A 25,647-nucleotide genomic window follows, 5' to 3' on the forward strand; every position below is an offset into this window, starting at 1 on the left:
ATCCCAGTCAATACGACCTGGGGTATGTGGGGCATATTATACCTAGCCTACCTTGCGCTACGGGCACTTGTTTGCAGATAAAGGGCCAATGTCGTAATATTACCCTTGCATAAAAGCTGACCAAATGCCAGACCAACAGAAGAAACCCAAGTTCCGGGAGGACGAAACCATCATAGAAAATAAGGAATTGAACATATGGGAAGCCCTAATTCCCGTATTTGTATTGGTGGGCATGCTGGCCTACAACGTGTATGTGTTCGGCGATGATGCCCTGAGCGGTTCAAACCAATTCATCCTCTTGCTCGGTGGAGCCGTGGCGGCCATTGTGGGGTTCTTGAACAAGGTTTCGTACAAACAGATGTTGGCAGAGGTGGCCGAAAATATACGCTCAACAACCGGAGCCCTATTGATTCTTCTTATGGTGGGGGCACTTGCGGGAACTTGGATGGTCAGTGGTATCATTCCCGCCATGATCTATTACGGACTGCAGATTTTGAATCCCACTATTTTCTTGGCGGCCTGTGTTATTATCTGTGCCATTATTTCCATCGCCACAGGAAGCAGTTGGACCACTGCCGCCACTGTTGGCATTGCACTGATCGGTATTGGTGAGGCCTTGGGCATATCACTGGGCATGACAGCCGGCGCCGTGCTCTCGGGTGCCTATTTTGGTGATAAGATGTCCCCGTTGAGCGATACCACAAATTTGGCCCCCGCCATGGCAGGCGGTGAACTGTTCTCGCACATCCGTTATATGGCCCTTACTACAATACCCACTATTTCGATAACATTGCTGGTGTTCATAATAATCGGTTTTACAGTAGACACATCAGGTGTTGCCGATACGGAGGCCATTTTGAACACCATTGGAAATACTTTCAATATAAATGGATGGTTGTTCATTGTGCCCTTGGCAGTTATTTTTCTAATTGTGAAAAAGACACCACCCTTGGTTGCTCTGCTGCTCGGAACCCTACTTGGCGGGATTTTTGCTTTGATTTTTCAACCAGATATTGTCGCCGGATTGACCGGTTCTAAAAATTTGACATTTGAATCTGGCTACAAAGGTATTTTGAACGCAATAACGGTCAAGACCTCCATAGCAACAGACAACCCACAACTTAATGAGCTCTTTTCCGCAAAAGGCATGGAAGGCATGCTCGGCACCATTTGGCTAATCGTCTGTGCGATGGTTTTTGGTGGTATTATGGATGGTATCGGTGCATTGGCACGTATTACCAAATCGCTGTTGAACATGGCGAAAACCACTTTCGGACTCTTTGCCAGTACCGTAGGAAGCTGTTTAGCACTGAATGTCACAGCCTCCGATCAATATTTGGCCATTGTGGTGCCCGGAAAAATGTTCTCAAAGGCGTTCGAAGAGCGTGACCTCGCTCCTGAAAACCTAAGCCGTACCTTAGAGGATTCTGGTACCGTAACCTCAGTTTTGGTGCCTTGGAATACGTGTGGAGCGTACCATAGTGGCGTATTGGGTGTGACCGTGGGCGACTATTTTTTCTACGCCATCTTCAACTGGCTGAGCCCGTTAATGACCCTGTTCTTTGCAGCTTTCAAAATAAAGATCAAGCAGTTGGCCAAGGCTTAGTGCCCCTATTTGGTTTATCGTCAACCCCTTGAACCCATTGCATAGGCAAATATGATTTTCCTATAAAAAAATCCGATTTCGGATTTCTTGAACAAGCTCCCGATTCGTTTTATTTTTGCACCCTAAAATCAAAAAAATAGAACGAGATATGACTTTCGTAGGTAAAAAATTCCCAAGTTTAGAAGTGAACGCCATCGATGAAATGGGCGACACTTTCAAAATCAACGTGTTCAAAAAAGCGGTTGAAGAAAAGAAAAAAGTATTGCTTTTCTGGTATCCGAAAGATTTCACTTTCGTGTGCCCTACCGAGCTTCATGCGTTTCAGAAAGCGTTGGGTGAGTTCGAAAAACGAAACACTTTGGTCATCGGTGCTTCTTGCGACACAGCTGAAGTACACTTTGCCTGGTTGAACACCACCAAAGACAATGGAGGTATCGAAGGGGTAACCTACCCATTGATCGCCGATAGTAACAGAAATCTATCGAACATTTTGGGCATACTTGACATTACCGACGAAACCTATAATGAAGAGCACGATACGGTACTATTGGAAGGTGACAACGTTACCTATCGCGCCACGTATCTAATCGACGAAGAGGGCACGGTATTCCATGAGAGCATCAACCATATGCCCGTAGGCCGTAACATCAACGAGTTCTTGCGCTTGATCGATGCCTATACCCATGTACAGGAAAAAGGCGAGGTTTGCCCCGCCAACTGGGAAGAAGGCAAAGAAGCCATGAATGCCAATAGGGAAAGCGTTTCTGAGTTCTTGTCAAGCCACATCAACTAAAAATCTTTGGTATGTTGGTTGAACTGGAAAAAGATAATCTTCAAGAGATTATTGACCAAAACGAAAAAGTGGTCGTACAATATTCTGCCTCATGGTGTGGAAACTGTCGTATCATGAAACCCAAGTTCAAGAAAGAGGCACGTGAAAACGAGCGACTGACCTTTGTCTTGGTAGATGTGGAAAAGTTTCCAGAATCCAGAAAATTGGCAAATGTTGACAACCTGCCCACCTTTGCGGCCTTCGCAAACGGTTCTCTAAAAAAGCAGGTGCAGACCAATAAGTACGAAGTGCTTAAAGAGTTGATCAATGAGGTTGCCGTTAATTAAACACTTGGTCAATTTTATTGAGGAACATGACGAGGATTTCGTTATGGAGGCCGCTGAAACATTGGAGCATCTTTCAGAGGCGCCCTCAATCAAAGATGAAGAGTTGGACGTAATCGGTGAGCTCATTTCAAATCTCTATGGGGCTTTGGAGGTTCAAAAGGAAATCCGTTCTGGTACTCCAAAGAAAGAGGCCTTGAATTCTTTTATGAACCGTGTAATGGGTTCCATAGATTTGTAACCACTTTAAAATGTTGAAACCGAAAACCCTTTTGTGTAAAAAAGCAAAAGGGTTTTCTTTTTAATGGTTTTCCAATTACATTTGAAAAAAACAATCAAATGGCTACGGTAACACTTAAAGGAAACGAAATACATACCTTGGGAAACCTACCCGAAAAAGGCTCACAAGCTCCTGATTTTACATTGGTGACCAACGACCTATCGACGGTATCACTCGCTGACTACAAGGGCCATAAATTGGTGCTGAACATTTTTCCGAGCATTGATACGGGTACCTGTGCCCAATCGGTGCGCCAGTTCAATGAAGAAGCCGCAGAACTTGAAAATACCATCGTGCTCTGCATCTCAAAAGACCTGCCTTTTGCCCAGTCCCGTTTTTGTGGGGCCGAGGGCATCGACAATGTCGAGACCCTTTCTGACTACAGGGATGGTAATTTTGGGAAAAGCTATAAGGTGGAATTTACAGACGGCCCGCTGAAAGGCTTGTTGTCGCGATCGGTAGTGGTCATTGACGAACAGGGAACGGTACTGTACACCGAACAGGTCTCTGAAACCGTCGACGAACCCAACTATAAGGCGGCACTTGAAGCATTGATGGATGCCTAAGGAATCATTTCTCAAAAACCGCCTGAAGAGTATTGGTTTTGCCTTAAATGGGATGCTGCTGTTGCTAAAGACCGAAGCAAGTATCAAGGTGCAGTTTTTCTTGGCCCTGTTGATGACGGCGGCAGGTTTTTATTTTGACATTTCATCGGTCGAATGGTGCCTGCAGCTTTTGGCCATCGGACTGGTAATGGGCATAGAAGGAGTTAACACGGCCATTGAAGCACTGTCAGATTATGTGCAACCAGATTTTGACCCTAGAATTGGCAAGATCAAAGATATATCTGCAGGGGCGGTCATGGTGGTATCGGTTATGGCGGTCATTATCGGCATGATCATTTATCTGCCAAAAATATTTTAGGCGGCCCCAACAGCTTCAGCTCTCTCTAAATTTGTAATTTTAGCCCCCAGAACAGACGGATGTATGGCAAAAAAGCGAAGAAAGTCTAAACCTACTTCAGCTAAAAAGCGTTTTTCACTTCGACTATCAAAACAGAACAAGGTCATCTTGGGCAGTTTGTTGATTGTGCTCAGTATTGCCCTCTTCTTTTCGTTTATATCGTTCTATTTTACATGGCAGGCAGACCAGAGCGCCCTTTCCCAGTTTACTGATAGAAATGCCGAGGCCAAGAACCTATTAAAAAAGTTCGGGGCCGCGGTAAGCCATTTTTTTATGTATAAAGGCTTTGGCCTTGCCGCTTTTGCCTTTCCGGTGCTATTGGCCGTTACCGGTCTCTACCTTTTTTTGGGGCTCCAAACAAAAAGGCTCATAGGCAAATGGATATGGGGATTGATGGGAGTCATATGGATTTCCATTGCCTTGGGATTTTTCGCGGTCGATTACCCACTGCTAGGGGGCCTTGTTGGCTATGAAATGAATGATTTTCTTCAAGATTTTGTTGGGCGTATCGGAATTTTTCTATTGCTGGTCTTCGTATTGGTCGTCATCATGGTACGGCTCTTCAACTTTTCGCCAGAAGCCATTGGCAACTACTTCAAAGAAAAGGGAGGACTGTTTCAAAGGGGAACATCCCCAGAAAGCAATCTTGTAAAAGAAATGGTTGAAGAAGGTACCATAGAATTGGACATGGCCGAAGAAGAGCCCGAACAGAAGATCGACACCTACACCCACAAAAAAGATATTCCGCCCCTCAACCAAGAAGCGGGTCTTGATGTAAACCTGCCCCAAGAAGAAGAGGTTGATATTGACTTGGATGTACAAAAGGTCAATGAAGAAAAGGAAGAGAGCGACCTAAAGGCCGAAAAATTGGTCAAGGATTTTGGGGAATTCGACCCTAAATTGGAATTGGGCAACTATAAGTTTCCGCCACTCGACCTATTGGACCACCATGGAGGCGGCGGGGGCATTAACATCAACCAAGAAGAGCTTGAAGAAAACAAGAATCGAATCGTAAGCACGCTAAAAAATTACAAAATCGGCATTGCTCAGATCAAGGCTACGATCGGCCCAACGGTAACGCTTTACGAAATAGTGCCCGAGGCAGGAATCAGAATCTCAAAGATCAAAAACCTTGAAGACGACATTGCCCTCTCATTGGCGGCTTTGGGCATACGGATCATCGCCCCCATACCCGGCAAGGGAACCATCGGTATCGAGGTGCCGAACAAAAAAGCGACCATTGTATCGATGCGCTCGGTGATTGCCTCCAAGAAGTTCCAAAATGCGGAGATGCAATTGCCCATTGCCTTCGGCAAGACCATCAGCAACGAAACCTTTGTGGTCGATTTGGCAAAGATGCCCCACCTCTTGATGGCCGGTGCCACCGGGCAAGGTAAATCCGTTGGTTTGAATGCGGTGATCACCTCCCTCCTATACAAAAAACATCCTGCAGAGGTCAAATTTGTGCTGGTAGACCCCAAAAAGGTAGAATTGACGCTCTACAACAAAATCGAGCGGCACTTTTTGGCAAAACTCCCTGATTCTGAAGAAGCCATCATTACCGACAACACCAAGGTGATACATACCCTGAACTCGCTCTGTATTGAAATGGACAATCGCTATGAGCTGTTGAAACTGGCAATGGTTCGCAATATCAAGGAATACAATGCCAAGTTCAAGTCAAGAAAATTGAATCCGAACGACGGACATAAGTTTTTGCCCTATATCGTTTTGGTAATCGACGAGTTTGCCGATCTGATCATGACGGCTGGCAAAGAGGTCGAGACCCCTATTGCAAGATTGGCACAGCTGGCCAGGGCCACCGGCATCCACTTGATCATTGCCACACAACGACCCTCGGTGAATGTTATCACGGGAATCATAAAAGCCAACTTTCCGGCGCGAATCGCGTTTCGGGTAACCTCAAAAATCGATTCAAGAACCATTCTCGACACCCAGGGGGCCGACCAGTTGATAGGACGGGGCGATATGCTCTTTACCCAAGGCAATGATGTGACCCGGCTGCAATGTGCCTTTGTCGATACACCAGAAGTGGCCAAGATAACTGAGTATATCGGTTCGCAGCGTGCATATCCCGATGCCCATTTGCTTCCCGAATATGTAGGGGAAGATTCTGGCACGGGTATTGATTATGATATTTCCGACAGGGATTCGATGTTCCGAGAGGCTGCGGAGGTCATTGTAACGGCCCAGCAGGGTTCGGCATCCCTCATCCAAAGAAAATTGAAATTGGGCTATAACAGGGCTGGCCGTATTATCGACCAATTGGAGGCTGCAGGAATCGTGGGGCCCTTTGAGGGAAGTAAGGCCCGACAGGTTTTGGTGCCAGACATACACTCGTTAGACCAGTTATTACAAAACGAAACAAAACAATAATAATGAAGCGTTATAACATAATTACCATTCTTTTCCTCGCATTGGCCTCGACTGCCTTTGCACAAGATTCACAAAAGGCCAAGGCCCTTTTGGACGAGGTGTACAACACCGTAAAAAGCTATGACAACGTATATGTGGATTTCAAGTACGTGCTTGAAAACAACGAGGCCAATATACGGCAAGAGACCCGGGGCGACGTGACCCTGCAGGGCGAAAAGTACGTGTTCAACTATTTGGGATCCACCCAGTTGTACGACGGTAACAAGGTATACACCATTGTACCGGAAAACGAGGAGGTGACCATAGAAGACCGTACCGAGGACAACAACGCGGTGACCCCATCGAAGATGTTGACCTTTTATAGAAATGGCCACAAGTACCAATGGGATATTTTACAGAATGTACAAGGCCGAAAAATTCAATATGTAAAGCTAGTGCCGATTGACACCAACAGTGAGGTCAAGTATCGTTTGTTGGGCATTGATGCCGAGACAAAACATATTTACCGGTTGATCGAAGTGGGCAATAATGGCACCAAAACAACCATAACCGTTAATTCTTTCAAAACCAACCAGCCCTTGTCAAAAAGCTTGTTTACTTTTGATGAGGCCAAGTACAAGAATGATGGCTATTACATCATAAGAAATTGAATATCATATCTTGAAAATACTCGACCGTTATATATTATCGCGGTTTCTTTATAATTTCTTCAGTTCGTTTGCAATATTGATGTTCATCTTCATATTTCAAACGATCTGGCTTTTTATAGACGACCTCGCCGGCAAAGACCTTGATCTGGTGATCATTGGCAAGTTTCTTTTTTATTACATGCCCACTTTGATCGATAAGGTGTTGCCCCTAACGGTTTTACTGTCTTCTATTTTGACCTTTGGCACCTTTGCCGAAAACTACGAGTTTGCAGCCATGAAGGCTTCGGGTATCTCACTGCAACGGGCCATGCTGAGCATCATCGTTTTTGTGGTGCTTTTGGGCGGTTTTACCTTCTTTTTGGCCAACAATGTGATTCCGGCCTCAGAACAAAAAATCTATAACATGCGGCGCAATATCGCCAAACTAAAACCAGCTGCCGTCATTGTCGAAGGGGTGTTCAGCGATATTGAGGGGTCAGATATGAACATTAAGGTCGAAGAAAAATATGGCGAAAAAGACCGTTTTTTGAAAGATGTCATCATTCACCAAAAATCGAGCAACGGCATCAACCGTACGGTCATTCGTGCCAAAACGGGCGAATTGATCAGTGACGAGGCTTCTGACATTATACAACTGGTGCTCAACAATGGCCATTATTATGAGGAGGTCAACTCAAAATCAAAAGAGGAGAAAAAAAAGCACCCCTTTGCCAAGGCCGAATTTGAAACATATATCAAGAATATAGATATTTCGGCCCTTAACGACCTTGATGTTGAAAAAGAATCGGATATCACCACCGATAAGATGAAAAATGTTTTTCGCCTGCAAAAAGATATCGACTCGCTCGGCCAAAACAATGTCAGACAGGTACGGGCATTCTCAAAGAACATTATTGCCCGTATGGGGGCGTTCCCTATAGCACAGCCCAACGATACCATAGTAGAAGAGCCCAGAATATTATTGAAGGCCGTTGAAATAAAAAAGTCTAAAGACAGTATCGCTACCACCGAACAATTGCTCGAACTGTTTCCCGAGTGGCAGCGGCTTCAATTGCTCACCAACGCCAAAAACCAGGTCTCAAGCCTACTGACAACAGTCCGGGCCAAAAAGGAAGAACTTCGCAACCGTTTTAAGATCTACAATATGCACATCTTGTCGTTGCACAAAAAGTTTGCGCTGGCATTTTCATGTGTCATTTTATTTTTTGTGGGTGCTCCATTGGGGGCGATCATACGAAAGGGCGGCCTAGGGTTGCCCATGGTAATCGCGATACTTTTGTTCTTGACATATTACTTTATCGGCGTATTTGCCAACAACTACGCCAAAGAAGGCAATATACACCCCATATTGGGAGCATGGTTGTCGGTATTGATCATGTTGCCTTTAAGTATTATCTTGACCATGCGTGCCACCGCAGATCGTGGACTTATGGGCGATGGCAATCTAATTCAACGAATCACCGATCTGTTCAAAAAGCGTAAAAAGCATATCACGGAATGATGAAAGTTATGGAGGATAAAATCCAGTTAAACACCATAGAAGAGGCCATTGAAGACATTAGAAAAGGGAAGGTCATTATCGTGGTCGACGATGAAAACCGTGAAAACGAGGGCGACTTTATCGCCGCGGCTGAAATGGTGACCCCTGAGATCATCAACTTTATGGCCACCCATGGCCGCGGACTTATTTGTGCCCCCTTGACGGAAGATCGCTGCAACGAGCTAGGCCTTTCGATGATGGTCGAGAACAACACCGTATTGCACCATACCCAATTCACCGTTTCGGTAGACCTTATCGGCCATGGGTGCACTACCGGCATCTCTGCACATGACCGCGCAAAAACAGTGAAGGCGCTGGTCGATGACAACACAAGACCCAACGATTTGGGCAGACCCGGCCATATTTTTCCCCTGCGGGCAAAAGAGGGCGGTGTGCTGCGTAGAACCGGGCATACCGAGGCAGCCATTGACTTTGCACGTTTGGCAGGATTACAGCCTGCAGGCCTCCTCGTTGAAATATTGAACGAAGACGGTACCATGGCCCGATTGCCCCAATTGGTAAAGGTGGCCCAAAAGTTCGACCTGAAAATCGTGTCGATCGAAGACCTGATTGCCTATCGGATGGAGCATGACAGCCTTATCGAGAAAAAGGAAGATTTTATGGTACAGACACGTTTTGGCGAGTTTCGCTTGCGCGCCTATGCCCAGACCACCAATGATCAGGTGCATATTGCCCTTACAAAAGGAAATTGGAACAAGGGCGACCATGTGTTGACCCGAATAAACTCCACTCTGGTCAACAACGATATTTTAGGCACCCTTACCAATAATCCCGACCAGAAACTGCAAGACATGTTCACCGCCATCAATAAAGAAGAAACCGGTGCCTTTGTCTTTATTAACCAAGAAGCCAAATCGATGAACCTTATCGGTCGCTTACAGCAATTGAAGGTATTGCAGGCCGAAGGTGAGTTGAAGGCCCCACCCATTGAAATGGATGCCAAAGATTTTGGTATTGGGGCACAGATTTTACACGACCTCGACATTTCGAAAATACGACTGCTCACCAATTCAAAACAGGCCAAAAGGGTCGGTATGGTCGGCTACGGATTGGAGATTGTGGAATATGTGGGGTATTGAACGTTTATAGGTTTATTTATTTAGGAGATGGTGCAGCATTCGCCTGCGGCGAACAAAATTGCTACGTGCGCCTACGGCACACTCCCGCCCTTTTGCAAGGCTGCCCCATCGAAAGGGCTACGCCAAATTGCAAAAACCGTAGGATGAGGGACCTAGCCGCCAAAATCGCCGCAACGGCAGAAAAAAACGCTGACACATCACCGGCCAAACGCAATTTGGCACGGCCACAATTGTCTTTTCGCTTTTTACGTACCTTCGGTACGACAAACAAAAATCCAGGGCCGCACTGCGCGTAGCCCTTTCGATAGTACTTGTAGACTTTTTACCCGACGATTCCAGGACAACAACCTTTAAACTCATAGACTTTTAAGCACTTCAACCATTTTTTGGGCACGTAGTTGCACCTCATCCTCAGACCACCCCAATTTAATCAAACACGATATATTTCGCCCCACCCAATGGTCCGATTGAGAGAAATCGGTTTTGGTGAAATTTTGTAATCCGTTAAGCACTTCTTCTGGCAGTTTGCCCAAAAACTTGTGTTCGGTCAAGTGCTTCCATTTGCGATAGTAATGCCAATTATTATCGTACCAATAAAAGCAGCCGTCAACCCCAGCATTGGATAGTGCCTTTTGGGCTTTTCGTGCCATCTCTTCGGTTGGCAGAAAAAAGTTGAGAAACGAATAGTTCTCCTCACCGCCCTCGGGCACCCTTCTAAAGGTAACGTCTTCAACCGGTGAAAGGGCTTCCCGAAGTATGGAGTAGTTTTTCTTTTGGATAGAAATAAATTCGTCTAGGCGTTTTATCTGTGCGCAGCCCACCGCGGCATTCAGTTCAGAAATGCGGAAGTTGTACCCTAAAAACGGATGTTCCTCAGCTCCCCTATCATTCCCGATATGGTCATGCCCGTGATCAGAATATTTATGGCCGTTCTCGTAATACTCATTGTTGTTTGTAATCAGGGCGCCGCCCTCGCCACAAGTGATGGTTTTGACATAGTCGAACGAAAAACAGCCCAGATCACCAATGCTTCCCAATGGTTTGCCCTTGTAGCTTCCGCCAATGGCCTGGCAAGCATCTTCCAACAATAATAGTCTGTGTTTTCTGCAGATATGTTGCAAGGCATCCAAATCGGCCATGGAACCGCACATATGTACGGGCATGACCACTTTGGTCTTGGTCGTGACGGCGTTTTCAACGGCCTGGGGATCTAGGGTCAAGGTGTCATCGACATCGACCAAAACAGGAACTGCCCCTAGCGCCAAAATCGACTCAAAACTCGCCACAAAGGTGAACGTGGGCATTATCACCTCGTCGCCCGCACCCACCCCGGCACTGGCAAGGGCCACGGTCAACGCGGCCGTGCCACTACTGACCACATGGGCATACCCAATATGCATGCGCTGGCAGAGGGCCTCTTCAAGTTCTTTGGTTTTCCAGTGGCCCTGACGCATGGCATCGAACCCGTAGCGCATCAACACACCACTGTTCATTACATCTTGTATATGTTTCTTTTCCGTTTCTCCAAATAGTTCAAATCCGGGCATATAGTGCATTTAGGGTTTGGGAAAATACAAACTTCTATCGGCTTTAAAAAAACCATAGTTTAATGGCCATGGCAATGACCATAATGACCAAAAAGGTTTTGATGAAACCATCTCCCCTCTTGACCGACACACGGCTTGAAAACCACGCCCCGAGGCCATTGCCGGCAGCAAGAATGAAACCAATCTTCCAATCGACCTTATCATTTAATATGAAAACGGTCAAAGCAGCCAAGGTATAGATAAACACCAAAGACACCTTTGTAGCATTGACCTTGACCAGGTTCATACGGTTTACATAGTGTAGAAATAGAATGATGACAAATCCGATGCCCGCATTAATAAAACCCCCATAGATACCAATAAAAAAGAAGGCCAGCATACTCAGCCATCGATATTTTCCGGTGGTGCGCTCAGCCAGTTCATCAATTTTGATACGGGGCTTGAATACTATTAGGCAGACCACCACAATCATGATAATGGCCAAAATACGGTTAAAAGTCTCTCCCTTAATGTCAACTGCGATTTGGGCACCAATAATGGCGCCCAACAATGCGGTAAACCCCAAATACAGGTTGAAAGGAAAATTGGAAACCCCCTTGCTTTTAAAACCGGCAGTGGCCATTGCCGTCTGCACCACTATTGCCAACCGGTTGGTACCATTGGCCACTGCAGGCGGCAGGCCCAAAAAGATGAGGGTCGGCAATGAAATCAAAGAGGCCCCACCAGCTACGGTGTTGATGAAGCCCACCACAAAACCAACTACCACCAATAAAGGGTAATGCCACCATTCTGTCATGGGCGCAAAGATAGTGCGTTGGCAAATATTGTTCCTTCGGACAAAAAATTAATTCAACAAGATTTACAATTTTCAAAAACCTGTGTATATTTGCACCCGCCTTTGCAAACATTAAATTTAGCAAAGGCGGGCAGGCCCGCACAATTTACATTATGTTGGTTCTTGTTTTTAGGAGGAATGGCAGAGTGGTCGAATGCGGCAGTCTTGAAAACTGTTGAGGGTCACACCTCCGGGGGTTCGAATCCCTCTTCCTCCGCAAAAGAAAAGCTTCACAGGTGTGAAGCTTTTTTGATTTCCGGAAGAGGCAATGTCTAAAAGAATGTGCAGGTCAAGACTGAGTTGCCATTCATCCCTTTCGGCACCTATTTTCAAACTTCCCCGTAGTTTTCGACAATCAGTCGATCCGTTTCCTTTTTAGATTTAAAAACCTCGAAAGTTCTTCCTTGGGTTCGCAGGGCCCCCAGGGCATTGGCATATTTTGCGGCGCGAATGTAGTTGTTGGGTTCTTCGAGGAGTCCGAAACCAAGTCCGCCCGCAAAAGAGTCCCCGCAACCTGTGGTGTCTATCACATGTTCTACTTTGACCGATTTCACCATTTCGTGGCGAATGTTGCCATCTTCCTTAAAGAATACGGCCCCGCCTTCCGCATCCAACGTAACAATAAGTGATTCCACTCCCTTATTGAGTACGTGTTCTGCCAGTTTTGGCAGGTGATCGGTCGTATGGGTTTCAAATTCTCCCAAGTCCTCCACATCATATTCCTTTTCAAACCAACAGCACATTGATTCTTCGAGGTTCATTTTTAGCACATCAATATATGGAAGCCATTGGTCCCTATCAACCCAAAACCGAATTAGGCGATCACCGGTAATGGTCAGGGTGTTAGTGGGGCCATGGGCATCAAAAATTATCTTGCCATTGCTGTTTTCCTTAATATATTTCAAGGTTTCAAGGGGTACTTCGTAGTCGGTAATGGGCACACAAACAAATACATCGCAATGCATGAGTTCTTTTATATCTTCAGGAACAATCGGGTTCATAAACCCGGTTTGCTTCTCTAACCGTTTGTTCTGGTCAACGAACCGCAGTTTTATAACATCGCCTTGATCGGCATCGGAAGTGATATGATCTACGTTTATATTCGAATATGGAGCCAACAATTGCTTTACGGCATCTTCGTCTTTCTTGCGAACATGTGAAACCAGATATACGGTACCCTCATTGCCCAAGAGTTTTGAAATACCTATTGCGGTGTGCGTGGCACAGCCATATTTTTCAATAACTTCTCCGTGGTGGGTAGTTATATGGTCCCTAGGTATCGGGCCCAGTACGGCTACATTATATTTTGGCATTTGAATTTGGTTTCTGTTGAATTTAAAAGATAATAAAAATCGGTAATGCCGACAAGGTTCAAAACAACTATAAATTTAGCCATTGTTTAAATTCGGCCGCCCGGTTTTTGCTTATAATGATATCTACCTCTGAATTGGGGTTCACCAGTATCTTTAATTGATTGTTGCCATATCTTACAATTTTGTCAATCGCCGAAATGGCTATGATGAATTGCCTGTTTGCCCTAAAAAAATAACTGCTGTCGAGGTTTGAAAACAATTCATCAAGACTAAGGTTGGTGGTCGAGCGCCTTTCATTGAAGCAAACGACATAGGTTATGGTGTTTTCGGTGTAAATATGGGCTATCTCTTCAATAGGAACGGGAAGCAGTTCGTTGCGGACATAGGTCAATATCCTCTTTTTGGTGGCAGCGCTCTTGGTTGTTGAGGCAGGCTTCTTTTCAATGACCTTTTGCTGATAGGCGCCTACCGCCCTGTTCAGTTTTGAAAGGTTGATGACCTCATCTTCCAATTTTTGGTTTTTGAGCTCGAGTCTTTTCTCATAGGCACTGCCAATCAATCTAACGGTTATTGCATAAGAGAGTATCACAACCAGCCCCATGACCAAAAAAATAGTGTAGAAACGTTTTCTGATTTCACTCAACTGCAACGATATATTGCCAATGTTTACGTGCGCGGCCACGATCCAGTCAGAGTTTTGTACCGGGTACAGGTGTATCACTTCAGAAACTTGTTCAATGCCTTCGGAAACGTTGTTCTCCAGTTTCTTTTGTCTTTCAACCAACAAATCGTAAAACGTTTCAGGACTCAGATCATCGGTCACAGAAGTAACAAATGATGCATTGTTGCTTGCCTGTTGGCCAACTTTATTTATATCAGGATGGCAGACCACCCTGCCCGACCAGTCATACATGCTCAAAAAGCCCATTTCAAAATCGGTTCCTTTCAAACTTCTCTGTATATGTGTTACCGCAGAGTCCTTGGCTATGCCGCTTGCCAACTGGTGGCTTACCAGGGTACCAAAGGTTTTGGCCTCTTTTTTGCTGAACTGTAAATGTGCCTCGAGCAACTCGTGCGCACTGGCCCTGATCAAATAGTGAAGAGCAACACTGGCAATAACGGTGTAAATGACCGCTATTGACAAAAAAGTGAGAAAATAGAGTTTGTCTTTCCTCATTGGTTGGGTGCAATTTTTTTCAATATACAAATTGAATTGCATCAAAAAGCTTTGTAGGTGGTTCTAAAAGACACCTTTTGCAGCTCCAACAAATCGATATTCCGTTCAACGGCCATATTTCCCCGTAAAGGCCGATTCTTCCCTTTCGCAAAGGTTTTGTGTTCAAAAACCGATGATTAGTGGTTGTTTTAGAATGGCATAAGTGATTTCAGAAAACTTCCGGTAAAGTATTCGAGTTCGGGCCATAGTATAACCCATTGTGTAACCAATAAGAAAAATCATGAAAAAAAACTCAATACCCATCCTGTTGTTATTGGCCTTGATTGCCATGGGCTGCTCAAGTGACAGTGAAAGCGACTTAGAGGAAATGGAAGAACCAAATGGCCCCATCACCTCTAATGCCAATATCAGGGCCATCATCAATGGTAACTGTTTGGGTTGCCATTCTGATCCCCCGAGAAACAATGCTCCTTTTCCGCTGACCACTTTTGAACAGGTCAAGACCCGGGCAGACAATGGCTCATTGCTCAGGGCCTTGAGAAAGCAAACAGGCGAAGCAGGGGCAATGCCTCCCAGTGGCAGACTGCCGCAGAGCACTATCGATTTGTTCGAGCAGTGGATAGAAGACGGAACATTGGAGGAATAACACACCAGTTTCCATTATTTCGTTGTATGATGATGAAAAAAGCGCCGAGAGCATTGTTCACAGCATTGTTTGTACTGTCAGGCCTTTGCATATACAATACCCATGCACAAGACAGGTATATCGATAAGAACGGAACGGTAATCTTTGAAGCATCCGAAAAGTTTTTTGAAGAGGTGAAGGCCAAAAACGAATCGGTAACAGCAATTTTTGATGAAACGACCAACGACATTGCCTCTTTGGCCCTGATCAAAGGTTTTCGATTCAAGAATTCGCTGATGCAAGAACATTTCAACGAGAACTATGTAGATTCTGACACCTATCCGAAGGCAACGTTCAAAGGTAAATTGATCAACACAAATCCTGACGGGCTCAGTGAAAAAATTACTGATGTGACCGTTGAGGGCATTCTTGAACTGAACGGCAAGCAAAAGGAGATGACGGCTAATTTAAAAGGACAGAAAGTGGGAAACACCATCTCTTTGACCGGTAGTTTTATCGTATCCCCCGAGGATTTCAATATTACCATCCCCAAGATTGTTCGCAACAAAATTGCCAAACAAGTAACAGTTAGGGTCGATTTCAAACTTGTTAAAAAATGACGCGTAAAAAACAATATTTGGTCGTGGCAGTAATCGCAATAGTAGCGGTCTTGGCCGATACCCTGTACAACTATGTCTACAGAGACCATCGAAACATCGCCACTGAAAAAGTCGATTTTGAATTCTCTGCCCATGAATTGCAATTGGCCTTGGCCGATGAAAACGAGGCATCAAAATATGTTGATAAAGTGGTAATGACCTATGGAACGGTGACTGCTATCGAGCAACAATCCATCGTAATCGACGACCGCGTCCAGGTCAGTTTCATTGAAGGCATTTCAGCAGATTTGGCAATTGACAACAAAATTTCAATCAAAGGAAGATGTGTAGGCTACGACGACCTACTTGAACTGGTCAAAATCGATCAGGCCACATTATTGGCCAAATGACTTTCAACATAAACACTTTAAAATGAAAAAATTAAGTATGCTGTTCTTTTTGCTGCCGTTTTTGGTTCTGGCCCAAGAAGACCTATTGGCCGAAATTGATACCGACACCACAATCAACGACTATGAAAGAGCCGCCTTTAAGGGGTTGAAAATCGTAAACTTTGAATCCACTAAGATGGTGTCGAAAAGACAACTATATTTTGTGGTATCGCACCGTTTCGGCTCTATAAAAACAGGTATCGATGATTTCTTCGGATTGGATCAAGCGGTCACAAGGCTTAACTTTATATATGGAATTTCTGATGGGATCAATATAGGGGTTTCGCGCAGTTCTTTTCAAAAGATCTATGAGGCCTCGTTAAAATTGCGGCTGATACAACAGAAAGAAGGTGGCTCCCCCTTTACGGTCGTCTTGTTCAACAGTATATTGATCAACACGGCCCTTGAAAAAGAAAACCTTCCCGGACTAACGTTTGAGAACAGGTTGGGCTATTCGACACAGGCCCTGGTCTCAAAAAAATTGAACAAAAACCTGTCGCTCCAGGTGGCCCCTACCTATTTTCACGACAATCTTGTGCAACTCGATGAGCAAGAGAACTCCCAATTTGCCATCGGCATCGGTGGGCGGCACAAGCTGACCAAACGATGGTCGCTGAACATCGATTACGGGCTACACTTGAACCGTGCCTCCGATTCACCTTTCAAGAATCCGCTTTCAATAGGTTTTGATTTGGAAACCGGCGGCCATGTTTTTCAATTGCACTTTACCAATGCCCAGCCTATGAATGTCAACACCTTTTTGGGCCAAGCCACCGGCGATTGGGGAGATGGCGATGTTTTCTTCGGATTCAACCTATCACGTGTATTCTAAAAACTAAGAACCATGAAAACAAGTCTCGCCAGAATCGAAGCGCAAAACGCGTTTTGCCCGAAATGCTCGAACAAAATCAAAAGAGCGCTGCAAAAGATCAAAGACATCAGCAATGTTTGTGCCTATTCGTCAGATTCGCTGATCACCTTCAATTTTATAAGGGCCAACGAGCTTTCGGTGGCATTGAATACCCTAGCTGAGTTGGAATATCCCCCAAAAGGCGATAAGATTGAAAGGGGAAATTATGTGCATCAGTTGTGTGCATGCATAAAGAATAGGCATAATGGCTCCACCATTGACAAAAACCTTTTGGGCTATGACCATCAAAAAAGGAAGCTGAACGATGCTTTGAAAAAGGCCTCGTGAGATGTATTCAAAGAATGGGTGCACAGGTTTTTGCCACGGCTTATTCCCTTTTGGCATCCAATCCACGTTCTTTCGAATATTTGGCGCGTAAAGGCTTGAGAGAAAATCGCATTGGTATAACATTAACTTAAAAAAGATTACAATGAAAAAGTTCTTTTTAGTATCCATGACATTTTTGGCCCTGCTCGGTTGTAGCGGAGATGACAGCAACCCGACAGATGTTGGCCCAATCGATGATGACTCGCCACCTTTGGCTGAAAATGGCGTTAGGTTGGGCAATGATGCCACATTGGGCAGTATCTTGACCGATTCAGATGGTTTTTCGCTCTATTTCTTCTCGTTGGACAGCAAGGGCGATTCAAATTGTACCAATGGCTGCCTGACCAACTGGCCCGTCTTCTATGTGGACGACCTTACCCTTGACAGCGGGCTTGATGCCGCTGATTTCGGCACCATAACCCGAAGCGATGGAGAGATGCAGACCACCTACAAGGGCTGGCCGCTCTACCTCTTTGCCAATGATGCCGCTGCCGGTAACACCAACGGCGACGGTGTGGGCGATGTCTGGTACATTGCAAAGCCCGACTACACGGTGATGATGGTCCAAGCGCAATTGGTCGGTAGGGACTCGAACGGCAATGAGACCAACTTGACAAGCACCTACGAACCAGGCGACGAACAGACTTTTTACATGACCGATGCCGAGGGCAACACACTCTATCGGTTTGTCAACGACACCAACGGGGTGAACAATTTTACCGCAGACGACTTCTCGAACAACGGCGTATGGCCTATTTTTGAGGAAGCACTTCAAAACGTGCCCAGTGTTCTCGATAAAGCTGATTTTGACAGTATCGATGTCTTCGGCAGGCAACAGCTTACTTACAAAGGCTGGCCCCTTTATTATTTCGGTCAAGATGCCCAGCGGGGCGACAATTTCGGCGTCGGCTTCCCTGTTGCCGGGGTATGGCCCATAGTCAACCCTAATACAGAAGTCGCACCCGATGCGGGAGGGGGCGCCAAAACCTACAATGTCACCAATCAGGCCGCTACTGCCTATATATTCAATGGCGAGGGCTTGACAGATGCCGCGAATCCAGATTTGACCTTAAAAAGAGGCGAGACCTATGAATTTGTCGTTGACACTCCGGGCCATCCGTTCATCATCAAATCAGTTCAGAGTGTAGGTGCAGAAAATGCCTATGATGATGGGGTTACCAATAATGGGGCATCAACCGGGACCATCACGTTCGCCGTTCCGAACGATGCGCCTGACACCTTGTTCTACAACTGCGAGTTCCATAGTCCCATGACCGGAACCCTTACGATAACAGATTGAAAAAGAAGATTATGTTTTGTTAGTTTTGAATCTGGGCCCATTTGTTGGGCCCGGGTTTTAAACGATTGTCAGCAGATGGCTCTGTTGGCAGTTGTACAGTAACCAATTGATTCAGTGTTGAAAAAATCAGCTAAATTTACGATAGTATTGGCTCCTATGGCTTTGGCGATTGGCTCTTTTTTGCTGTGGAACAACTACTATCCAAGGCAGATAAATATTTTGGAGGCCGAACCAGAACTATATCTGGATGCTGAGACGCTTATTGCACACGTCAAAAATGAAAATGAGCATTTTCTCGAAGCAGAGAAAATAGTCGAGATAGAGGGTGTGATTAAAGAAATCAACAGCTTGAACAACCGCATCACCATTTTTTTGGAGGGCGGTGCAGAAGAATCTGCCTGTGTAATTTGTGATATGCAGGCCGACCAAACAGATGACCTCAAAGACTACCGGCCGAAAGACACCATAAGGCTAAAAGGAGTGTTCAAAGGTTTTTTGAAAGATGCCATTTTTTTGAATTGCGTCATTTCCCAAAGATGAACCAATGAATAAACTGATACCGATCATCTTTCTGTTCCTTTTTTACGGACAGCCACCAATGCAATAAAAAATAATCGCCCGACAAGGGCGGGTGGCTTTTTTCTCGTACACTGCCGTTGAGAACATTAAAGCCGAGAACAATCAGGTTTTGAGCATCATCGATCTGTCGACCCATGAGATTGCAGTAAGCATGTTGATGAATGCATTTGTATTCGAAAAGGCCCTAATGCGCGAGCATTTCAATGAAAGCTATGTGGAGTCCGACATATATCCCAAAGCTACCTTTGAAGGCAAGATCATCGACTTTGACCCCACCATAGAGGGCGACCAGACTAGAATGGTCAGGGGCACTTTTTCTATGCACGGGGTTACAAAAGAACTGGAGATAAAAACCAAAATAGAGAACTTAGGGGGCAAGTACACACTGTCAGGTACCTTTGAGGCCTATGTCAAAGATTACAATATCAAGATTCCACCACTTTTGGCGGGAAACATTGCAAAAAACATTTCTGTGGATTTTCGATTTGAATATGAACCCTATGAAGGCTAGAGCAACAATATTACTTTTGGTATTGACCGGTATGTCGCATACGGTGGTCTCACAAAATCTTTTGGACATTCTTGAAGACGAACAGCAAGATATTCCACAGTATACCCAAGCTACGTTCAAATTCAGTAGAATTGCCTTTGGCCATTCCATTGAGACCCGAAAAAAAGGATTGCTCGATATTTTTGTGGCCAATCGTTTCTGGAACACTCCGGAGGAAAGAACCCAAAGCTTTGCCGCCGATCGGCTAAGTACCCGTATTGCGCTCGAATATGGCATCAGCGATAAATTTTTGGTCGGCGTGGGCGGTACCACTTTCGATGGCCTTTTCGATGGTTTTGTCAAATATAAGTTGGTTCAACAGCGCAGTGACCAAAAGGGGTCGCCGATAAGTATCACGCTGCTGCAAAGCACGAGCTATTTTAGCGAAACGTTGGCATCACCCAACATTGAAGACGATTTTTCCCATAGGCTCTCGTTCACGTCACAAATGCTCATTGGCAAAAAGATCACCCCTAATTTCTCACTGCAAATGGTGCCTACATTCGTCCATAGAGGGCTCGTGCTTTCAAATGAAGACCCCCAGAACCATTTTGCCATAGGCTTCGGGGGACGGTATAAACTGGGCAACCATGTATCGGTGGTATCAGAATATTATTATACTGCCAACCCCATAAAATCTTTTGATACCTACGGACCTTTTGCCTTGGGGGTCAATTGGGAAATTGGCGATGTCATGTTACAATTCATGCTCACCAATGCAGTGCGAATGGTAGAAGATGCTTATATCACCAGAACAAGGCATAACTTTAACTTCAGAAATCCAAATCTGAACTTCGGTTTTAACATGACCTACGTCATCCATTTTAAACGAAAGTTGAAAAATGTGACTGACGGCAAACACTAAAAGCAGACCTTTTGATGTTAAAAAGTAGCCTCACCATTTTTTGTCCCCTCCTTTTTTTATCCCTCCTTAAATAAATACATCTATCATCATCGCAAGAATCTTCCTTAAAACAACAAAGTGGGAAGCCTAATTCCAACGATTTTATTGGGAGTTTAATCGACAAAATGCATTATTTATCGATAAAAGTGAAAAACCTATGAAAAATTCATAAGTATGGCAGCAAGATGGTTGGGGATATTTGTAATCTATTAACGCCCTAAATCTTAAGTTATGATACGTTCGATTACCTACAAACTGACTTTTTTTATTGTATTGCTGGTCTGTACCCATGGTATAAGTGCCCAAGACCAAAATGATTATACCACCAACCTTGAGACCGATAAAAGGGTCGGTGATTATCTTGACCTATTGCAGCAAGGTTATTCTGAAGAAGAAATCTTTCAAGACCTGGGCAATGCCAACCTCTTGGCCGAAAACTACGAAGCAGCGGCCTTTTGGTACGAGAAATTACTGCAACTTAACAACCACAAAAGCTTTAACGACAACTATCGCGAACGCTATAGCTACGCTTTGGCAAAGTTGCAGGGAAATAGCCCAAAGCAAGGGGGCGATAAAAATTGGACCGCCTACATAAAAGCCGATTATATGCCAGGGCAAGGTAGGTTTGACAAAGAATTGGCTGCCCCAAAAGTGCTGCCACAAACAACCTTGGCCACCACCCAACCAAGGCAATCGAGTTTGTTGCCAACTAACGAGGGCTATGCCCCTGCCATGGCCATTACCAAAGATGGACGCATTGCTTATTTCAGCAAGGCGGTCTATAAAAAACCTTTGACCGGTATCTTCTCTAAAAAGCAGTTGATCCATGAGATCTACCGTGCCGAAAATATCGGTGGAAAGTGGAAGAACATACAAAAGGTTACGGTGTGCCCTGAATATTTTTCTGCAAAACACCCTACCATATCTGAAGATGGAAAACGGTTGTTCTTTGCCTCTGATATGCCCGGAAGCTACGGAGAATTTGATATCTACGTGGCAGACATCAAACCAGACGGAAGCTTTGGAATTGCCAAAAACTTGGGGCCAAAGGTCAACACAAAGAAAGATGAGCTCTACCCCACCCTTTTCAACGGCACCCTCTTGTTCTTTGCCTCTGAAGGTCGAGAAGGCTATGGCGGGCTTGATCTATATGCCTCTCAGGTAACCCTTAACAGTCTAACCACTTCGGTCAACTTGGGTAGCCACATCAACAGTAGCCGTGACGATTTTGCCATAGCGCTACAACCTGAGAAAGGCTTGGGGTATGTGGTATCGAACCGTGGTAACGACAATCGGGTGGCACAGCATAGCATATCATATGGTGATCGCACCGACAATACCTTAATGGCAAACCGTGATGCGAAGTTGATACAGATGTTAAACGATGAATCCAGTATAGAATATTCAAATACTGTTTTTGAAAACGAATAATTATAGTTGACGCTCGTATTGTGACAGAATAAATCGGTCAGATCCTAGGGGTTAAATCTGGTTTTAAACATTTGCCACAGTTTTCATAAGTCGTTGGCCAAAAGCCAAAATACTGGCAACAATGTTTTTAGGGAAACGGGTTGTATTATTCAATCTGGCCGATTTTGAATACAGGAAAGGACGCTTTTTTTAGCGTCCTTTCCTTGTTTATCATATGTTACAGCAGCATCCATATTCTCTTATGTTCTTATTTTTCTTGACAAACTATCAGAAAAACCATCTTAACAAAATGTGCATTTGAACGAAAATGACTACAAAAAATATGTTATTTTTTAAAAACCATTTATATTGACCCTTGAATAATACAACCCTAATTCAAAAAAAGTCCTAAATCTTACGCTTATGAAAACGTATTTCTACACCAAAACAGCTACTTGGCCACAATTGTCAACCAATCCCATACGCTTTAATGGGTTTAAACCCGGTACAGTTCAGTAACCGCGGTTTTTCATTTTTATCGGCTTTTGTAACCTAAGGGCAACGTAAATCGGACAGTTTGTCCTTTTTCCTGCCTAGGCGGTGCAATCCCTTTGTGCTACAAATAGAAGCCCCTAGCCCCCTACAATACTCTGGGCCCACCATTGGTTAAAATTCCTTTGGTGTCGCCGACACTGTATTGATGCTATATACCAGATAACCCAAATCATTAACGACATGAGAACGACCATGACCAAGGTCATCATCATTGACAGAGACCTACAACTACACCAACTTTACGGATCATACTTTGAAAATGCCCCTGAGTACGAATTGATCGGTATTTACGACAAGGTAAGCGCCGTTTTGTACGACATGGGGAGATCCATGCCCGACATCATCATCTCAGAAGTTTCGCTCAGCGGAATTTCAGGCTTGGAGGGAATCGAACACCTAAGAAAAAGGGATGCCTCTATCAAAATATTGATCATGAGCCAACAAAGTGATTTTGAAATCATCAAAAAAGCGTTCAAAAAAGGGGCCAATGGCTATTTGACCAAACCGGTTACCCGTAACCGCTTGTTCCATGCCCTAGATTCCATCCAACAATATGGTGCTGCCCTAGGGCACGATGTTGCCAAGATGATCATCAGTTCCTTTCAGCGAAAACCGCTAAAGACATTCTCAAAAAGGGAAAACCAAATCATCGAGTATCTTGGTCAGGGGTTCACATACAAGGATATCGCAGAAAAGCTCTTCGTTACACCGAGTACCGTGAATTTTCACATTCAGAACATTTATTTGAAACTGAATGTAAACTCAAAATCGGAGGCACTCGAGAAGTTGCGACAACTCGAAGCTTTTCAATTGGACCATAGCTAATATTTTATATTTGAAATAAAAAAACCCGCAATTTAAAATTGCGGGTTTTAATTTAATTTAGCCTATTAAGGTTACTTGACTTCTTCGAAGTCTACGTCTTCTACATTGTCGCCTTCAGCGGCACCACTTGAGGCACTGTCGCCCCCGGCATCGGCAGATGCCCCGCCACCATTGGCCTGGGCAGCTTCAGCCTGCGCTTTGTACATTTCCTCCGAAGCAACTTTCCAAGCTTCATTGATCTTTGTCAAAGCGGGTTCTATAACCGCCACATCTTTGCTCTCGTAGGCCTTCTTCAATTCTTCCAGAGCTTCCTCGATTGGCTTTTTCTTGTCATCAGACAATTTATCGCCAAACTCTTTCAGTTGCTTTTCGGTCTGGAAGATCATGGCATCGGCCTCGTTCAGCTTGTCTGCCTTTTCTTTGGCCTTCTTATCGGCCTCGGCATTCGCTTCGGCTTCCGCCTTCATTTTTTCTATTTCCTCTTCCGTCAACCCTGATGAGGCCTCGATTCTGATATCCTGTGACTTGCCCGTGGCCTTATCGGTAGCTGACACCTTGATGATACCATTGGCATCGATGTCAAAGGTTACCTCGATCTGGGGCACACCCCTTGGCGCTGGTGGAATACCGTCTAGGTGGAACCTACCTATGGTCTTGTTGTCTGCGGCCATGGGACGCTCACCTTGTAGCACATGTATCTCGACCGAAGGTTGGTTATCTGCTGCGGTAGAGAAAATCTGTGACTTTTTGGTAGGTATGGTCGTGTTCGCCTCGATCAATTTGGTGAACACACCGCCCATGGTCTCAATACCCAGTGAAAGTGGGGTAACATCCAACAGCAATACATCTTTGACGTCCCCTGTCAAAACACCACCTTGAATGGCCGCTCCAATGGCTACCACTTCATCGGGGTTCACCCCTTTTGATGGCTTCTTGCCAAAGAATTTTTCAACCGCTTCTTGTACGGCTGGTATTCGGGTAGAACCACCTACCAAGATGATCTCATCGATATCGCTCTTTGAAAGTCCGGCTGCCTTTAGGGCAGACTCGCAGGGCTCAATGGTCCGTTTTACCAAATCGTCGATCATCTGCTCGAACTTGGGTCGAGATAACGTTTTGACCAAGTGCTTGGGGCCTGAACCCGTAGCAGTAATATAGGGTAGGTTGATCTCGGTCTGGGTCGAAGATGATAGTTCGATCTTTGCTTTTTCGGCAGCTTCTTTCAAACGCTGCAAAGCAATCGAATCTTCACGCAGATCGATACCTTCTTCTTTCTTAAACTCTTCTGCCAACCAATCAATAATTTTCTGGTCAACATCGTCACCTCCTAAGTGGGTATCACCATCCGTGGCCAACACTTCGAATACGCCGTCACCCAACTCTAAGATAGATACGTCGTGGGTACCGCCTCCGAAGTCAAAAACAACCACTTTTTGATCTTTGTCCTTTTTGTCCAATCCGTAGGCCAATGATGCTGCAGTGGGCTCATTGATGATACGCTCTACGGTCAGGCCTGCGATTTCACCCGCCTCTTTGGTCGCCTGACGCTGGGCATCGTTGAAGTAGGCCGGTACGGTAATCACCGCGCGGGTCACATCTTGGCCCAGATAATCTTCTGCGGTCTTCTTCATTTTTTGAAGAATCATGGCCGATAGTTCTTGCGGTGTGTACAACCTGCCATCGATATCGACACGGGGCGTATCGTTATCGCCTTTGACCACTTTATAGGCTACCCGTTTTGCTTCATCCTTAACTTCAGAAAACTTGGTGCCCATAAATCGTTTAATGGAATATATGGTCTTTTCAGGGTTGGTTACCGCTTGCCGTTTGGCCGGGTCGCCAACCTTTATTTCACCTCCCTCGACAAAGGCAATAACCGAAGGGGTGGTTCTTTTTCCTTCCGCATTGGGTATTACTACAGGCTCGTTACCTTCCATTACCGAAACGCACGAGTTGGTAGTACCCAAGTCTATACCAATAATTTTACTCATATTTTTAAAGTTCTAGTGTTGAAATTCGTTTTTCGCTCGCCCAAAGACTGTCAATGATCGTGCCATCGGCAGAAATATGACAAGGTGGCAGTTTTATAG

General features: G+C 45.0%; 26 protein-coding genes and 1 tRNA gene. 22 read left to right on the plus strand and 5 right to left on the minus strand.

What is annotated here, in order from left to right:
• Window positions 1-124: 124 nt before the first annotated feature.
• The 10 genes from nhaC to ribB all read left to right on the plus strand — a co-directional run bounded on the left by nhaC (window position 125) and on the right by ribB (window position 9,652).
• The gene (nhaC, locus tag VC82_RS14585) at window positions 125-1,606 is read left to right on the plus strand and encodes a Na+/H+ antiporter NhaC (RefSeq protein WP_045803017.1); all 1,482 of its coding nucleotides are present in this window, start codon (window positions 125-127) and stop codon (window positions 1,604-1,606) included.
• Between the two features lie 148 nt (window positions 1,607-1,754).
• Window positions 1,755-2,399, plus strand: a complete 645-nt coding sequence (locus VC82_RS14590) for a peroxiredoxin (protein ID WP_045803018.1) — start codon at window positions 1,755-1,757, stop codon at window positions 2,397-2,399.
• An 11-nt stretch (window positions 2,400-2,410) separates the two neighbouring features.
• Entirely contained in the window at window positions 2,411-2,725 is a 315-nt protein-coding gene (locus VC82_RS14595; RefSeq protein ID WP_045803019.1) for a thioredoxin family protein, read from the plus strand.
• Entirely contained in the window at window positions 2,706-2,963 is a 258-nt protein-coding gene (locus VC82_RS14600) for a DUF6952 family protein (protein ID WP_045803020.1), read from the plus strand. Before VC82_RS14595 ends, VC82_RS14600 begins: the two co-directional genes overlap by 20 nt.
• A 98-nt stretch (window positions 2,964-3,061) precedes the next feature.
• Window positions 3,062-3,568, plus strand: coding sequence for a thiol peroxidase (gene tpx / locus VC82_RS14605; protein ID WP_045803021.1), 507 nt, complete (start codon window positions 3,062-3,064; stop codon window positions 3,566-3,568).
• Window positions 3,561-3,926: a diacylglycerol kinase gene (locus VC82_RS14610; protein ID WP_045803022.1), complete on the plus strand. Its 366-nt coding sequence runs from the start codon at window positions 3,561-3,563 to the stop codon at window positions 3,924-3,926. Before tpx ends, VC82_RS14610 begins: the two co-directional genes overlap by 8 nt.
• 63 nt (window positions 3,927-3,989) lie before the next feature.
• Entirely contained in the window at window positions 3,990-6,362 is a 2,373-nt protein-coding gene (locus VC82_RS14615) for an FtsK/SpoIIIE family DNA translocase (RefSeq protein WP_045803023.1), read from the plus strand.
• A 2-nt stretch (window positions 6,363-6,364) separates the two neighbouring features.
• Window positions 6,365-7,012, plus strand: a complete 648-nt coding sequence (gene lolA1 / locus VC82_RS14620; RefSeq protein WP_045803024.1) for an outer membrane lipoprotein periplasmic chaperone LolA1 — start codon at window positions 6,365-6,367, stop codon at window positions 7,010-7,012.
• Between the two features lie 31 nt (window positions 7,013-7,043).
• On the plus strand, window positions 7,044-8,513 hold the full coding sequence (locus VC82_RS14625) for an LptF/LptG family permease (RefSeq protein ID WP_262491920.1): 1,470 nt from the start codon (window positions 7,044-7,046) through the stop codon (window positions 8,511-8,513).
• Window positions 8,510-9,652, plus strand: a complete 1,143-nt coding sequence (gene ribB, locus VC82_RS14630) for a 3,4-dihydroxy-2-butanone-4-phosphate synthase (protein ID WP_045803026.1) — start codon at window positions 8,510-8,512, stop codon at window positions 9,650-9,652. Before VC82_RS14625 ends, ribB begins: the two co-directional genes overlap by 4 nt.
• Before the next feature lie 356 nt (window positions 9,653-10,008).
• Here the strand turns inward: ribB and VC82_RS14635 are convergent, their stop codons facing one another.
• Both VC82_RS14635 and VC82_RS14640 read right to left on the minus strand, forming a co-directional pair.
• Complete coding sequence (locus VC82_RS14635) at window positions 10,009-11,199, minus strand: DegT/DnrJ/EryC1/StrS family aminotransferase (protein WP_045803027.1); 1,191 nt, start codon at window positions 11,197-11,199, stop codon at window positions 10,009-10,011.
• A 43-nt stretch (window positions 11,200-11,242) separates the two neighbouring features.
• The gene (locus tag VC82_RS14640; protein ID WP_045803028.1) at window positions 11,243-11,995 is read right to left on the minus strand and encodes a sulfite exporter TauE/SafE family protein; all 753 of its coding nucleotides are present in this window, start codon (window positions 11,993-11,995) and stop codon (window positions 11,243-11,245) included.
• Between the two features lie 171 nt (window positions 11,996-12,166).
• Here VC82_RS14640 and VC82_RS14645 point away from each other — a divergent pair.
• Window positions 12,167-12,251 (plus strand) — tRNA-Ser (locus VC82_RS14645).
• 112 nt (window positions 12,252-12,363) lie between these two features.
• Here the strand turns inward: VC82_RS14645 and VC82_RS14650 are convergent.
• Together VC82_RS14650 and VC82_RS14655 are read right to left on the minus strand one after the other, a co-directional pair.
• Window positions 12,364-13,347 carry a carbohydrate kinase family protein gene (locus tag VC82_RS14650; protein ID WP_045803029.1) on the minus strand — a complete coding sequence of 328 codons (984 nt, stop codon included), beginning with the start codon at window positions 13,345-13,347 and terminating at the stop codon, window positions 12,364-12,366.
• A gap of 67 nt (window positions 13,348-13,414) precedes the next feature.
• Window positions 13,415-14,524, minus strand: coding sequence for a LytR/AlgR family response regulator transcription factor (locus tag VC82_RS14655; protein WP_045803494.1), 1,110 nt, complete (start codon window positions 14,522-14,524; stop codon window positions 13,415-13,417).
• Between the two features lie 280 nt (window positions 14,525-14,804).
• On the opposite strand from VC82_RS14655, the gene VC82_RS14660 reads away from it, so the two are divergent.
• The 11 genes from VC82_RS14660 (at window position 14,805) to VC82_RS14710 (ending at window position 23,557) form a co-directional block, all read left to right on the plus strand.
• Entirely contained in the window at window positions 14,805-15,170 is a 366-nt protein-coding gene (locus VC82_RS14660) for a hypothetical protein (protein WP_045803030.1), read from the plus strand.
• 26 nt (window positions 15,171-15,196) lie between these two features.
• The gene (locus VC82_RS14665) at window positions 15,197-15,769 is read left to right on the plus strand and encodes a YceI family protein (RefSeq protein ID WP_245615920.1); all 573 of its coding nucleotides are present in this window, start codon (window positions 15,197-15,199) and stop codon (window positions 15,767-15,769) included.
• On the plus strand, window positions 15,766-16,158 hold the full coding sequence (locus VC82_RS14670) for a hypothetical protein (RefSeq protein ID WP_045803031.1): 393 nt from the start codon (window positions 15,766-15,768) through the stop codon (window positions 16,156-16,158). The genes VC82_RS14665 and VC82_RS14670 overlap by 4 nt, the downstream gene beginning before the upstream one ends.
• Window positions 16,159-16,180: 22 nt before the next feature.
• Window positions 16,181-17,029 (plus strand): DUF5777 family beta-barrel protein, encoded by an 849-nt coding sequence (locus VC82_RS14675; RefSeq protein ID WP_045803032.1) that lies wholly within the window; start codon window positions 16,181-16,183, stop codon window positions 17,027-17,029.
• A 12-nt stretch (window positions 17,030-17,041) separates the two neighbouring features.
• Window positions 17,042-17,395: a hypothetical protein gene (locus VC82_RS14680; RefSeq protein ID WP_045803033.1), complete on the plus strand. Its 354-nt coding sequence runs from the start codon at window positions 17,042-17,044 to the stop codon at window positions 17,393-17,395.
• A 142-nt stretch (window positions 17,396-17,537) separates the two neighbouring features.
• Window positions 17,538-18,734 (plus strand): hypothetical protein, encoded by a 1,197-nt coding sequence (locus VC82_RS14685; protein ID WP_179944599.1) that lies wholly within the window; start codon window positions 17,538-17,540, stop codon window positions 18,732-18,734.
• A 156-nt stretch (window positions 18,735-18,890) separates the two neighbouring features.
• Window positions 18,891-19,274 (plus strand): OB-fold protein, encoded by a 384-nt coding sequence (locus VC82_RS14690; protein WP_045803034.1) that lies wholly within the window; start codon window positions 18,891-18,893, stop codon window positions 19,272-19,274.
• 91 nt (window positions 19,275-19,365) lie between these two features.
• Entirely contained in the window at window positions 19,366-19,824 is a 459-nt protein-coding gene (locus tag VC82_RS14695; RefSeq protein ID WP_245615922.1) for a YceI family protein, read from the plus strand.
• On the plus strand, window positions 19,814-20,728 hold the full coding sequence (locus tag VC82_RS14700; RefSeq protein WP_045803035.1) for a DUF5777 family beta-barrel protein: 915 nt from the start codon (window positions 19,814-19,816) through the stop codon (window positions 20,726-20,728). The genes VC82_RS14695 and VC82_RS14700 overlap by 11 nt, the downstream gene beginning before the upstream one ends.
• Before the next feature lie 270 nt (window positions 20,729-20,998).
• Window positions 20,999-22,198 carry a TolB-like translocation protein gene (locus VC82_RS14705; RefSeq protein WP_045803036.1) on the plus strand — a complete coding sequence of 400 codons (1,200 nt, stop codon included), beginning with the start codon at window positions 20,999-21,001 and terminating at the stop codon, window positions 22,196-22,198.
• A 714-nt stretch (window positions 22,199-22,912) separates the two neighbouring features.
• Window positions 22,913-23,557 (plus strand): response regulator transcription factor, encoded by a 645-nt coding sequence (locus tag VC82_RS14710; RefSeq protein WP_045803037.1) that lies wholly within the window; start codon window positions 22,913-22,915, stop codon window positions 23,555-23,557.
• Between the two features lie 71 nt (window positions 23,558-23,628).
• On the opposite strand, the gene dnaK is transcribed toward VC82_RS14710, so the two are convergent.
• Window positions 23,629-25,548 (minus strand): molecular chaperone DnaK, encoded by a 1,920-nt coding sequence (gene dnaK / locus VC82_RS14715; protein ID WP_045803038.1) that lies wholly within the window; start codon window positions 25,546-25,548, stop codon window positions 23,629-23,631.
• Window positions 25,549-25,647: the final 99 nt, after the last annotated feature.

The sequence above is a fragment of the Flagellimonas lutaonensis genome (assembly GCF_000963865.1).
GTDB lineage: Bacteria > Bacteroidota > Bacteroidia > Flavobacteriales > Flavobacteriaceae > Flagellimonas_A > Flagellimonas_A lutaonensis.